We start from the raw sequence: 12819 nt of genomic DNA, 5'->3' as shown, positions 1-12819 counted from the left end.
AAACAAAAGTTCAATCAACAGGCACTAACTAACTTTAGATGAAGTTATTGTAGTTCCTATACTTGCAAAAACAACACAAGCAACGGACAGCCATTGAATCAAACTCAATGCTTCTCCTAAGAATAATAATCCGCTCAAAGCGGCAAATGCAGGATGTAAACTAGTTAAAATACTAAAGCTCTTTGCAGGCATGCGCTTCATAGCTACCAAATCCAACGTAAAAGGAAGCGCACTAGATAGAACAGCCACGGCCAATCCCAATAAAAAAAGATTGAGTGTCAGATGAACCAATCCTCCAGAGGCAATCCCTACAGGAACGATAATCATTGCGGCAAATAGTGTTCCAATAGTAACCGCAGTTCGCCCATCAATCAGTTTAGAAACCTTGCTTCCCATGACAATATAACCGACCCAAAACATCCCCGCTGTAAAAGCCATGCCCAGTCCGATTAGATCCACATTATTACTCTTCCAAGGCACAATCAACAAGATTCCTGCACAAGCGAGTAAGGCCCAAAGCACATCGAGTACTTTTCTCGATAAAAATAAGGCTAAAAGCAATGGACCTACGAATTCTACGGTCACACCCAAACCTAAGGGTACTCTTTCAATTGCAAAATAAAACAGTAAGTTCATTCCTCCAATGCTTACCCCATACCCTAAGCAGCACAACCATTGTTGTTTGGTTAATGCTTTAAAATTAGGTCTATTGATAAGTAATAACAAGATAGCGGATAAACCAATGCGCAAGGAGCTTGCACCTGCTGGTCCTAAAACAGGAAACAGCCTTTTTGCTAAAGACGCACCACCTTGCACACACATTATAGAAGTCAAAGCGGCTGAAATAGCAGTTCTTTTTTCACTCATTTCAAATAATTAAAAAAAAATAAACTTTATCCTTCTTCAAGCATAAAGTTCAAATTTGGTGCAAAAATAGTGCTTCATGAGAAGTCTCACAATGGAAACAATCTTTTTATTTTAGAAGAAAACCGAATTAACTCGCCCTGTTCTTTTACTCTGCTCTAAAATTGGCATGTTGCGTTGCAGTAAAGAAATCACAGAAGATTTGATGTATCGGTTGATCAACTTGTGTTCCTTTAATCCCCAATTGTACATGCACCTGAATCACCTGTTCAATCAATTGTTCGACAATTTGTACACCAAACGCATGTATTTCCTCTTGTTTCGCCATGGTTATCGTAGCGCTCTTCACCAAAGTGTCTTCCAATTGCTTGGCGTATTCTACTACTGTTTCAAAAGTTGTCGTAATATTTGCCTGATAAGCCCTTAAAGTCGCAGTAGAAAGCAATACAGCAGCTTCCTCCATAAAGTGATAAGCAATTCCTAAATAGTTCACTAGAAGCGTTAAATCAGCAAAAACTCGAAACGGAATTTTGGTTACCACATCATCCGTATAAAACGTATCATATTCAAAGTAGTAATCGGCGGGAATCACCACTTGATTCACCTCAAAAGAGAAGGTTCCTGTTGCTTTCATTCCCATGGATTTCCAATTTGGAATGATTTTCACCTTACTTTGTTCTACAATAAAGGAACGAATACAAGGATTTCCTTCCGCATCCAAACAAGGTTTCCCTTGTTTCAGCAACCTTGCATTAAGGGTAAAATGACTCAAATAAGGCGCTCCTGTTGCATAATGCCAAAGTCCATCCAGAACATACGTACCATTCTCTTGTTCATCCGCAGTACCTCCCACCATGCCACTTCCACCAAAGCAGGTATTTTCTTTTGCAAATAGTTCCTTTGCAGTTTCAGGAAGCATATTGCGAGCAAAATAATTCGCCCCTGAACACAACGTCAACATCCAACCTAAACTTCCATCCATCTTTGCCCATTCATATAAATGGGTTAAACCTGTTTTAAAATCACATCCTAAACCGTCATACGATTGAGGCACCCATATTTGCAACCATCGCTGTTTGTAAATATGCGCAATAACCTCCTCCGGAATAGCAGTTGCTCCCTGCATGGCTATCCTCAATGCACTAGCACTTAACATACGCTTGTTCTTTTAAAATTCTACTCCATTTAATATACCCCAATACAGCTACAACAAACAAGAAAACAGTCAGTCCCGCATAAAGATATAAGTCCTTGTGAATCATCAAAGGCACCGAAATCAAATTGCTAATATTCAATAAAATCCAATTCTCCACCTTGCGTTTTGCCATCAACCACATCCCTGCCCAAGCAAAAGCAGAAACTAAAGAATCCCAAATAGGCACATCTGAATCCGTATAGTGCGTAAGGAAAAACCAGAATAATCCAAAAGTAAAACTGACAATCCCTACAGTAATAAGCTTTTCCTTCCCGTTTGTTGTTGAAATTTTAGTTTCTTCTTTTTGTTTACCGTATTTCCAATATAACCAACCATAAATACTCATCACCAAGTAGTATAAATTGAGCGTGAATTCGCCATAGAGCTTTGCGACAATCATGACGTAGAGCGTCAAGGATATACCCGCAATACCGAAAAGATAGTTGTTGGAATTATTTCTCGATGCAAGTACAACTTGAATCATAGAAAATAGTACACCGAGCCATTCGGCCCACGTTGTTTGTAGTAAAATGTCCTGCATCATATTAACTTAACTAAGGTAAATGATGAGATGATAAATTATAAATCCCTACGCTAGCATTACCTAGGTCAGGTGTGGAAACAAGTTCCAGGGTATCATCTCAGCCGCACAATGATGCAGCACCCCTTTCAGGGCACAAAGTTGACGTTTTTTTTTGATACAAAAAAATTTAGAATCTGTCTTGTGCCAAAGAATAACCAAGCATCAGAGTACCAATACGCTAGGCTAAAAGGTTTGTAAACTCAATGCTCCTACTCGCTTAAGTTGTTGCTCTATCTCTTCAGACCAAGGTAATCCAATGCTAATTCGGATACAGTTTTGAAATTGCTGTTGTACAGTAAACATTCGCCCCGGAGCAATACTAATCCCTTCTTTGATACACAGATCATATAGCTTCAGTGTATTCACTCTTTGGTCAAACTCCACCCACAACGACAGTCCTCCCTCTGGGCGACTAACTTTCGTTCCACTCGGGAAATCTTCCAAAATAACAGCTAGTATCTTCTGGTAATTTGCAAAAACACTTTGTCTCAACTTGCGCAAGTGTTTCTCGTATTTGCCAGATTTAATAAAATTAGCGACAGCTTCTTGTACGATGGCTGGAGAAGAAATAGCGTGAATTAACTTTTGGTGGATTATTTTATCTTGGTATTTTCCTGCACTTACCCAACCCACGCGATAACCTGGAGCTAGTGTTTTAGAAATGGAACTACACAACAATACATTCCCTGTGGTATCAAAAGCCTTACAACACATCGGGCGTTTGCCATTGAAGTTTAAATCCCCATAGACATCATCTTCAATTAACGGTATTTGATGCGCCTCTAATAAGGCTACAATTTTCTTTTTGTTTTCAGTAGGCATACAGCTGCCAAAAGGGGTGCTATAATTGGATACCAACAAGCAAATATCGATGGTTGAACAAGCTTGTTCTAGTGCTTCTATATTCACTCCTGTAACAGGATCAGTAGGTAATTCTACCACTTTGAATCCCAAATCAAGAGCCAGTTGAAAAATACCTGGATAGCAAGGGCTTTCAATCGCTACCGTATCTCCAGGCTTTCCTAAAGCCAAAAGACAAAGCGAGATGGCATTAATACTCCCATTGGTTGTTACAATATCATCTTCCGTTAAATTCCCTCCCCAATTCATGGAACGCGAAGCAATCATACGGCGTAAATTTAGATTTCCCTGTACAGATTCGTAATCAATTCCGCCATAAGTTAAGGCTTTACTCGCCTGAACAATTTCCTTTTTCATTTGTGCACTAGGGAGAAACTCACCATAGAGTGAATTAAAAGAAAATAGAGTCAGCGCTTCATTTCCCATATTGGCGTAAACTTTATTAATAATGTCCTTAGGAATTGTACTATCCGCTAAGGGTGTAGGATTACTCGCCTGAGGTAAAGGAAAATGGGTATAATTGACGTGACTAACAAAATAGCCCGATTGGGGAATAGCTTGTACCAGTGATTCTGATTCCAGTTCTAAATACACTCGTTTCGCTGTATTCATACTAATGTTGTGCGTTTTACACAACGTGCGAATTGAAGGCATTCGGTCGCCTTCTTTGAGTACCCCTTTTCGAATTTGATGGGCTAATTGATCTGCTAAGTCTACGTAAATATATTTCTGATTCATATCATCAACTGTATCCATTCAAATATACAAAACTGCGACTGTGTTTGTCCATAAAATCCTCTTACTTTTGAAAAAAATAACAAACTAATGAAAACAATAGTAACAGCCACTGCTTCGAATGGATGGATGAACGGATTAATTGGCGTACTTTTATTTAGTGGATCCATGCCTGCAACGAAGGTTGCCGTATTGAGCTTAGATCCCGTTTTTGTAACCCTTGTACGCGCATTAATCGCTGCTATACTTGCTGCGCTTTTCTTGTTCTATACAAAAGCAACTTGGCCAAGTAAGCAAGAATCACAATCGCTTTTATTGGTGTCTGCAGGTGCAGTTATCGGGTTTCCTCTTTTATCCTCTTTGGCTTTACAACATATGACTGCAGCCAGGTCTTTAGTTTTTGTGGGGACCTTGCCTTTGAGTACCGCTATTTTTGCGGTATTGCGAGGAAAAGAACGCCCTAAACCTTTATTCTGGCTTTTTGCTTTTTTAGGTAGTACACTCGTAGTAGGATTCGCTTATATGCAACATGCGACAAGTTCCTTAACGGGAGATTTGTTAATGCTCGCTGCTATTGTGTTATGCGGATTGGCTTATGCAGAAGGAGCAGTACTGACAAAAACCATGGGAGGAAGTCAAGTGATCTCTTGGGCGATTATTTTTGCTTTACCCGTTTTAGTTCCTACTTTTTTCTTCTTTATTCCAGCTTCTCTTGAAACGATACAAATGGATACTTGGGTAAGTTTACTTTATCTAGGTACCATGAGCATGTTTACTGGGTTCATTTTTTGGTATAAAGGACTCGCACAAGGGGGAATTGCGACAGTAGGACAACTACAACTACTACAACCCTTTTTCGGTTTAGCCTTAGCTGCCTTTTTCTTAAAAGAATATATCTCAATTGGGATGATTGGCGTTACCTTAGGGGTGGTTTTATGTGTTGCTGCAAGTAAGAAGTTTGCGTAAGACGCGGTGGGGTGAAGTTGTGAATTTGCAAAATTTATCGGTTAAAGAGGATTGTTGCAAAAAAGCAAATATCATTCGCCCCAACCTTTCCTCATCCTAAGACTCAAGTAAAAAGCAATCAGCAATAACAGGCAAATCAATCCTAAAACGAAGGCAAAAGCAAAGGTGTAATTTTTTATTTCAGTTAGAGCAAAAAACACACTTCCCAAAGCAGCTACTCCAAAGGCGGAACCGATTTGCAGTCCACAATTAACTGCTCCAGAAGCTAAGCCCGCAAATTGAATAGGTATATTGCTTAAGCTAAGACGAACAACAGAGGCTAAGGTTAAGCCCATCCCACAACCGATTACAAATAAATTTACTTTAAATACTATAGGGTGATACTGATATAACGTAATCATCAAAAGAATGAATCCCAACATATACAGCATTAATCCCACGGATAAAAGTGCCTCTTTGAGGTATTTACTGAGTATAGAAGAACACAAAGACATGACAATAAATCCTACACCAAAAGGGATAATGGCTTTTCCTGCCTCCATGCTACTCCAATGCCATTCTTTTTGTAAATAGATCCCAAAAACCAAGTAAAACACCCCACTTGCATAATACAGAAAGCTAATTATTACTCCCAATTTTAAATTTCTGTATTGAAAAATATCAAAATCGACCAATACACTTTTCCCCTCTCTTTTTCTCTCTTTTTCAAATCGAACAAACAAATAAATAAAAACAATTGCACCAAGTAAATACCCTATCGTGTGTAAGGTGATTCCATCTTCAATACTAGTCGTTAAAGGATAAATAAAACTCATTAAACCTAAAGTTAGGAATAAGGTCCCTTGGTAATCAATAGTCTCTCCTGTTTTTATTTCTTGTTTAGGTAAAGCTACAAGTGCCAAGAGCAAGGCCAAAATTCCTACAGGAAGATTGACGAGAAAGATAATACGCCATCCCAAATCAAATAGATTCCATTCGATGAGCAAAGCGCCTAAATATTGCCCCAAGGCCGCAGCAATACCGAAAGTAAAACTATACAAAGCCATGACCAATCGCTTTTCCTTCTCATTGAATATTCCCTGTACAATTGCGAGTACTTGTGGAATCATAATCGCACCGGAGACTCCTTGACCAATACGCCCAACAATAATCATCGTGGAGGATTGAGCACATCCACAAAGGGCGGAAAAAAAGACAAACCCAAAAAGTCCTAGTATAAACACATTTTTTCGCCCATAAATATCACCCAATCGCCCTCCCGATATTTGAAATACGGCATAAGCACAGGTATAAAAGGAAACAATCATCTGCAGTTCACTATTAGTTGCTTGGAGGGATTGTTGTATAGCAGGCAAGGCTAAATTGACAATATAAAAATCCAAGGGAGATAAAATCGTTGCTAGTAATAAAATAAACAACAGAAACCATTTGTTTTTCAGCATCATACTCTTCGTTTTTTTATAAAAACACACGTTATTTTTGTGTTCTTTTTACGTTAATACAAAAGTCTGAAAGCTTGAGAACATGCATATAACGCTTGAAGAAGCATAAAATACGCAAGATGAGCTTTTAGCGTTAATCATTTAATAATAGCTGAAAAACAATTCGTTCTTTTCTGTCCGAATTACATTGCAATTCACGCCAAAAATAGATTGAATTTGCTCCGGTGTCAACAAGTCAATCGGTTTTCCACTACAGTATACTTGAGTATCTTTTAGGGCATAGATATAATCGCAAAAATTAGCGATCAACGACAAATCGTGCATGGTTGCTAAGACGCCAATACGAAGGGATTTGACAATTTTTAAAATTTCCAATTGAAAGCGAATATCCAAGTGATTGGTTGGTTCATCTAAGATGATTAACTCGGGTTGTTGTGTCAGGGCTCTTGCTAAGAAAACACGTTGTTTTTCTCCTCCCGACAACATCGATAAAGCCGTATTTTGATACGCTAGCATATCCACTTTTTCTAAGCTTGCTAAAGCCAATTGATAATCCTCTTCATTGAAGGCTTGCCATTTTGATTTAAAAGGGATTCGCCCCATTAAAACCACATCTAAAACAGTAGCATCAAAAGGGGTATCATTAAATTGTCCAACTACAGCAATTTTTCGTGCCATTTGTTTTAAGCTATACTGTTGCATGGGAACTCCCTTATAGAAAACGCGGCCTTCTTTGGCCTTCAATACGCGATATACAATTTTCAATAAGGTAGATTTTCCACAGCCATTACTCCCAACTATTCCTACAAATTGTTGGGGTTGGACTTGAATACTAACGTCGTTTAAAATCGCTCTTGATGGATAATGAAATGAAATATTCTGCACTTCTAATAGCTTTTCACTCATGATGCTTTCTTTTTATTCGTTACAAGGATTAAGGCAAATATTGGACAACCGATTAATGCGGTTACAATACCAATGGCAACTTCGCTTTGTGGAATTAAAACACGCGACAGCCAATCGGCACCAACTAAAAATAAAGCGCCTAGTACTGCACTAAACAACAGCGTCCAATGGTGTTTACTACCAACTAGATTTCGCACAATATGAGGAATGGTCAAGCCAACGAACCCAATCACGCCGCAAAAAGAAACGACTAAACTAGTTAGTAGCGTAACCAACAAAATCAGTATAAGACGTTGTTTATTGGGGTTAATTCCCAAAGTAATGGCCGATTCATTTCCCATCATCATGGCATCTAACTCTTTTGCATGTAATAAGAAATACCCCAGTATCACAAGAAGCGCTATAAAGATAATTCCAACTTCGAGCCAACTTACTTGTGCTAAACTGCCCATACTCCAAAAAGCAACAGCTCTCACCTTTTCACTATCTTCCGCTACATATACTAGAGCGTTGGAAAGTGCGGCACAGAATGCATTGATTACTGTTCCTGCGAGAATCAAATACAAGGTTGATACGCCTCGATTTTGGAGACTCAATGCAAAAATAAATAAGGTTGCTCCACACGCGCCAAGAAAAGCCATCAAGGGGATTCCCCAAAAGCTACTGATGCCCCATCCTAAAACAATAGCCACAGTTGCTCCTAAAGAAGCACCAGAAGAAATCCCCAATAAAAAGGGATCCGCCAATGGATTCTGTACGGTTGATTGCATCACAACCCCTCCGATAGATAAAGCGGCTCCTACAACAATAGCCATAGCCACTCTAGGCATGCGCATGGTCCACAATACTTCTTGAATAATATCCAATTGAATGCCTTCTTGTGACACTAACTTCGCTGGTGATTCTGCAGCTAAAATCGCCCATACATCTTGAGTGGTAATGGCAATCTGCCCCGATAATACAGCCCAAAGTGCCATACTCCCAACGGCAAAAAGAAGGCAAACCAAATAACCGTATTTTCTTTTTCTTTGTTTCATACTCATTCTGGGTATAATAAATGGATTAATTGTTCATATAAAGCCACAAATTCTAGTCCTCCACTCACTGCATTAGAATAATCAACAGTAATGAGTCGTTTATTTTTTACTGCATCCAAGCGTTTGAGCACGGGATGTTCTTGAAAATAACGAAGTAATTCAGGTAAGCTATTCGCCTGAAAACTAGACAGAATCAAATAATCCGGGTTTAACCGAACTAAATATTCTAAAGAGATGGGAATCACCATCGTATCACTTGTTAAAAACGTTACGTTGAAATCTTCTAATAACGATCCGATGATACATTTATCTTGGGTGTAACAATAAAAAATATCACTCGATCGAACGTTGGCTAAAAAAAGGACTCGTTTTTCTTTTTCTTTTGAGGTTTTTGCGACTTTTGCTTTGAGTTGATTGATTTTCTGAGTCTCTTGTTCAATAAATTGCTTCACTTCTTTTTCCTTGTGAAAAACGGTACCAAAAGCTTCTAAATCGCGAAAGAATACAGATAACGTTCGCGGTTGATTGAAATCAAAAACAGGTATTACTTTTATCTTTTTCTCTTGCCAAAAAGAAGGACTTCCACTGCGTTTATCCTTAAACGCAGATTCCATTCCAAAAAGATGAGTAGGACGAGTTTGAATAATCGATTCAATAGAAGGCCATAAGGAAGTCAAAATAGGCCAACCTACCTCCTCTCCTTTTTTAATCTTACGATCCAAATATCCCACCCCAACAACGTTTTCTTTTCCGCCAAAGCGCTTCACCATCTCTAAAGCAGGTTGACCAAATAAAACCACGCGATCTGCCGTTTGACTATAACCGACAAGGCAAAGAAGAAAAGTTCCCAAAAGGAGTCCACCACACGTTCTCATCCTTAAAAACTATAGGTAAAACTCAACTTTAAATTCATCGGATCTTCCGGTCTCCAGTAATAAAATCCTCCTCTAGAATTGTAGTATGCTCCATTGTATAAATAGCGATCAAAAAGATTATTCACGAGCAATGAAATTTTCAAATCATCCTTTTTCCAACTTGCACCTACATCTACACGAGTATAGTCTGGAAGTGGTTCACCACCACCAAAAGCCCACGTTTGACGATCTCCCATAAAAGTAATTCCAGCCATCAACGAGAAATCGCGTAGAAGTCCTGCCTCAAAAGTATAATCCAACCACACATTTGCTACATGTTTAGCATAACCACTTACTCGACTCCCTTTCACTCCTCCTTTGGTTTCTTTGGTTACTTCTGAATCTGTATAGGCATAATTGGCATTGACTTGCAACCCAGGAGCTATTTTACCACTCATATCCACTTCTACACCTTGTGTACGGGTTTGTCCTAATTGCAAAACATAATTCTCCCCCGGAGCATTCATAGGATCTGCAGATAAATGATTGTTTTTCGTGATGCGATACACCGCTACTGTAGACTGAAAGCGCTTGTTCCACCAATTATTCTTTATCCCTACTTCGATATTATTTCCTGTTAGCGGTGTTACAGCAGCTCCATTTCGCTTTATACCGGATTGAGGGACAAACGTCTTATCATACAAGGCATATACATTCATCTGATAACCAATCTTATAACTTATCCCTATTCGCGGTGTGAATTTATGATCTTCTCGCGTTTCTCGATTGGCATTCTCTTTGACAGTTGTATAACGTCCTGCAAGGGTAATAAACAGCTTATCATCAAAAAAAGCGAGTTCATCTTGGATGTAAATTCCCGTATAACTTTGCCCAACATCTGCTTGTCCAATACCAAATTGAGCCACTCGTTGTTTTAATGGTTGACTTCGATCAAAGTTTGGATAGCCGTAAATAGGTTTTTGATAGGCCGTATTGTAAATATTGAAACTCCCTATGGAGTCATAATCAAACTTTTGGCTCCAATCCACTAAATAGCGCTTATGTCCAAGATCTAATCCAGCTAAAATATTGTGTTTTATTTTTCCTGTTTTCCATTCACCTGTAACGAAAACCTGGCCCACTAATGCTTTGTTCTCTGCATCCCACAAATTGCTAGTTCGCACAAAATCCCCTGCATCATCAATATGAGTCACCCACATATATTGCCCTTCTTGATTGAACTTAAAATACCCTACTTGTGCTTGTAACGTCCATCTAGTATCCAATTGGGTTTTCAGATGTGCATTCAAACTATGATCATTCATAATAGAAGGCTCAAAACCTGGATCACCAAACGTTCGCTTTCGCGGTAAAGTAGCAAACCCTGCTTTAGAAAATAAATAATCCGCTCCGAAATCAGACAATTTTAAACGCTGATAACTATACGATGCTGTTAGCGAGGTTTTATCACTTAGTTTAAATAAAAAAGAAGGAGCAAAAGCCAAACGTTGATTCTCCTGATAATCTCTGTATCCATTTTTACTACTTCCCATCAGGTTTAAACGATAAAAAACCTGCTCCGTAACGGGAGTTAGTTTTCCTTCTATATCGGCACTAGCTCGCATAAAATCATAACTCCCATAATTGAGTTCGAGTTTTTGGCGCGTTTGCTCTGTTGGTGTTTTTGTAACAACATTGTAAATACCCGAAGGTTCTCCATTAGACATCATAAAGCCCGCAGGTCCTTTGACAAATTCAATGCGCTCTACCATACTCATATCTTCCGCCATTGGACCATAGGTAGAAGATACATTCATTCCGTTGCGAAACGCAGAAGCTCTTGAACCTCGCATATTAATACGGGCATATACATCGCCCCATTCTTCTAAACGCACGGCTCCACTTACATTTCGAATAATTCCATCCGTTAGCGTTGTAATCTGGCGAGCCACTATTAATTCGGACGAAAGAACCTGAATATTTTGAGGAATATTAATAATCGCTTGATTTAAACGCAGCGATGTTGAAGGTTTCGTTTTAACCCACGGATTTTCATCTAAAGTGATGACAACCTGATCCAATTGACGAGAGGCAATTGCTAAACTATCTTGAGCTTCTTGTGCCCATACTACGGCCCCTTGGAGCAAAAAAAGAAGAGATAAACGGATAACTGATTTTTTCATGACGCTTTCATTTTCTTTATTTAAATTCATTTTAAATAGTAAAATGCAAAAGTCCTATATTCGATAAGCTAATAGACCACGCAAAACGGTCATAAAACAACGCCAAGAGAAGTATTCACCCAAACAAAACTGCTTCTCCCCTCTATCTTATTTAAAATCAATATAAATACGTATTTTTGTACCATCAAATCCATTTTATTATGTTACAATCCATACCTCAACAGTCCTTTTCCATTGACAAGCACCATCAGGAAGGAAAGGAATATCAAATGGATATAACCGTTATTCAAACGCCTCTCGCCGTAATTAAACACGGGATTTATACCGCTGAACACGATTTTTATCACACCGTAGTACCCACTAAAGAATCTATTTTGACTTGTAGCTGTATACAAGGCAGTAGTTTAACGTTGAATCACGAGAATCTCAATATACAAGAACAAGGTTCGCTCTTATTTCAAGAACAAGCTGTTCCTTATGAGCACCTGATGAAAACAGATCAGAACAAAAAAGGAGAATTCTTAGAAATTGCAGTTGAGAGGCGATTTATTGCCTCTTTATTCGAAGAAGAAAGAGATTACCTCGCTGAACTTTTAGAAAAGCAATCACCAAAACTTAGTTTTGATTTAAATTTAACCACGTTGCAAGTTCTCCAGCAATTGATTGCGAATCCCTTTCAAGGTAAATTAGCACAGCATTACTTGGACAATAAAATTGAAGAACTTCACCTCTTGCAATACGCCAATTGGTCCTATCAGAAAGAGCAAAAACATCCCTCCCTTCACAAAAAGGATGAAGAAGCTTTACATGAGGTCAAACACTTCATTAATTTGCATTACAACAAAAGTTTTACCCTGCTAGAACTCGCTCATCAAGTGGGAATTAACCAAACTAAATTAAAGAAAGGATTCAAGTCTTTATTTGGAACCACTACCTTCAAATACATCCATGATTTGCGCATGAAAAAAGCGTTAGAAATGATTCAAAGTCAAACGTATACAATTTATGAGATTGCGGAATTTGTAGGATATAAACACAGCCATCATTTTACTGCTGCTTTTAAAAAATACTATGGACAGCTACCTACGCAAGTAAAATAAAAAGGCAAATGCCAATCACCCCGTTCTAGTTTCTTTACGTCCCATCTTGCAAAAACTTTGCATTTTTTTAATATACCGATTGGTATTTTTATT

General features: G+C 38.5%; 11 protein-coding genes. 2 read left to right on the top strand and 9 right to left on the bottom strand.

The features are described from left to right. Nucleotides 1-24 precede the first annotated feature (24 nt). From ACUTSE_RS14255 to ACUTSE_RS14240, 4 genes are all read right to left on the bottom strand, one after another. Nucleotides 25-867, bottom strand: coding sequence for an EamA family transporter (locus ACUTSE_RS14255; protein ID WP_445640726.1), 843 nt, complete (start codon nucleotides 865-867; stop codon nucleotides 25-27). Nucleotides 868-1012: 145 nt separating this feature from the next. Beyond that, a complete protein-coding gene (locus ACUTSE_RS14250) occupies nucleotides 1013-2020 on the bottom strand; it encodes a hypothetical protein (protein ID WP_445640725.1) in 1008 nt (335 codons plus the stop codon). Continuing rightward, on the bottom strand, nucleotides 2007-2603 hold the full coding sequence (gene pnuC / locus ACUTSE_RS14245; protein WP_002984941.1) for a nicotinamide riboside transporter PnuC: 597 nt from the start codon (nucleotides 2601-2603) through the stop codon (nucleotides 2007-2009). Before pnuC ends, ACUTSE_RS14250 begins: the two co-directional genes overlap by 14 nt. A gap of 222 nt (nucleotides 2604-2825) precedes the next feature. Next, nucleotides 2826-4241 carry an aminotransferase-like domain-containing protein gene (locus ACUTSE_RS14240; RefSeq protein ID WP_445640724.1) on the bottom strand — a complete coding sequence of 472 codons (1416 nt, stop codon included), beginning with the start codon at nucleotides 4239-4241 and terminating at the stop codon, nucleotides 2826-2828. Nucleotides 4242-4328: 87 nt separating this feature from the next. Here ACUTSE_RS14240 and ACUTSE_RS14235 point away from each other — a divergent pair, with 87 nt between their 5' ends. Further along, nucleotides 4329-5204, top strand: a complete 876-nt coding sequence (locus ACUTSE_RS14235; RefSeq protein ID WP_445640723.1) for a DMT family transporter — start codon at nucleotides 4329-4331, stop codon at nucleotides 5202-5204. A 71-nt stretch (nucleotides 5205-5275) separates the two neighbouring features. Here ACUTSE_RS14235 and ACUTSE_RS14230 read toward each other — a convergent pair whose 3' ends face one another. From ACUTSE_RS14230 to ACUTSE_RS14210, 5 genes are all read right to left on the bottom strand, one after another. Further along, the gene (locus tag ACUTSE_RS14230) at nucleotides 5276-6649 is read right to left on the bottom strand and encodes an MFS transporter (protein WP_445640722.1); all 1374 of its coding nucleotides are present in this window, start codon (nucleotides 6647-6649) and stop codon (nucleotides 5276-5278) included. A gap of 138 nt (nucleotides 6650-6787) precedes the next feature. Continuing rightward, on the bottom strand, nucleotides 6788-7552 hold the full coding sequence (locus tag ACUTSE_RS14225; RefSeq protein WP_445640721.1) for an ABC transporter ATP-binding protein: 765 nt from the start codon (nucleotides 7550-7552) through the stop codon (nucleotides 6788-6790). Beyond that, nucleotides 7549-8589, bottom strand: coding sequence for a FecCD family ABC transporter permease (locus ACUTSE_RS14220; RefSeq protein WP_353101497.1), 1041 nt, complete (start codon nucleotides 8587-8589; stop codon nucleotides 7549-7551). Before ACUTSE_RS14220 ends, ACUTSE_RS14225 begins: the two co-directional genes overlap by 4 nt. 2 nt (nucleotides 8590-8591) lie before the next feature. Continuing rightward, the gene (locus ACUTSE_RS14215) at nucleotides 8592-9464 is read right to left on the bottom strand and encodes an ABC transporter substrate-binding protein (RefSeq protein ID WP_445640720.1); all 873 of its coding nucleotides are present in this window, start codon (nucleotides 9462-9464) and stop codon (nucleotides 8592-8594) included. A 2-nt stretch (nucleotides 9465-9466) separates the two neighbouring features. Continuing rightward, the gene (locus tag ACUTSE_RS14210; RefSeq protein ID WP_445640719.1) at nucleotides 9467-11626 is read right to left on the bottom strand and encodes a TonB-dependent siderophore receptor; all 2160 of its coding nucleotides are present in this window, start codon (nucleotides 11624-11626) and stop codon (nucleotides 9467-9469) included. Between the two features lie 200 nt (nucleotides 11627-11826). Between ACUTSE_RS14210 and ACUTSE_RS14205 the strand changes: the two genes are divergently transcribed. Beyond that, a complete protein-coding gene (locus tag ACUTSE_RS14205) occupies nucleotides 11827-12726 on the top strand; it encodes a helix-turn-helix transcriptional regulator (protein WP_445640718.1) in 900 nt (299 codons plus the stop codon). The last annotated feature ends 93 nt before the right edge of the window (nucleotides 12727-12819 follow it).

The organism is Myroides sp. TSA_177.3, from assembly GCF_052691955.1.
This window is presented reverse-complemented; position numbering and strand designations above follow the sequence as displayed.

Excerpts from the sequence above, each read along its gene's own strand:
- ACUTSE_RS14255 (WP_445640726.1), bottom strand. The coding sequence starts at position 867 with ATGAGTGAAAAAAGAACTGCTATTTCAGCCGCTTTGACTTCTATAATG.
- ACUTSE_RS14250 (WP_445640725.1), bottom strand. The coding sequence starts at position 2,020 with ATGTTAAGTGCTAGTGCATTGAGGATAGCCATGCAGGGAGCAACTGCT.
- pnuC (WP_002984941.1), bottom strand. The coding sequence starts at position 2,603 with ATGATGCAGGACATTTTACTACAAACAACGTGGGCCGAATGGCTCGGT.
- ACUTSE_RS14240 (WP_445640724.1), bottom strand. The coding sequence starts at position 4,241 with ATGAATCAGAAATATATTTACGTAGACTTAGCAGATCAATTAGCCCAT.
- ACUTSE_RS14235 (WP_445640723.1), top strand. The coding sequence starts at position 4,329 with ATGAAAACAATAGTAACAGCCACTGCTTCGAATGGATGGATGAACGGA.
- ACUTSE_RS14230 (WP_445640722.1), bottom strand. The coding sequence starts at position 6,649 with ATGATGCTGAAAAACAAATGGTTTCTGTTGTTTATTTTATTACTAGCA.
- ACUTSE_RS14225 (WP_445640721.1), bottom strand. The coding sequence starts at position 7,552 with ATGAGTGAAAAGCTATTAGAAGTGCAGAATATTTCATTTCATTATCCA.
- ACUTSE_RS14220 (WP_353101497.1), bottom strand. The coding sequence starts at position 8,589 with ATGAAACAAAGAAAAAGAAAATACGGTTATTTGGTTTGCCTTCTTTTT.
- ACUTSE_RS14215 (WP_445640720.1), bottom strand. The coding sequence starts at position 9,464 with ATGAGAACGTGTGGTGGACTCCTTTTGGGAACTTTTCTTCTTTGCCTT.
- ACUTSE_RS14210 (WP_445640719.1), bottom strand. The coding sequence starts at position 11,626 with ATGAAAAAATCAGTTATCCGTTTATCTCTTCTTTTTTTGCTCCAAGGG.
- ACUTSE_RS14205 (WP_445640718.1), top strand. The coding sequence starts at position 11,827 with ATGTTACAATCCATACCTCAACAGTCCTTTTCCATTGACAAGCACCAT.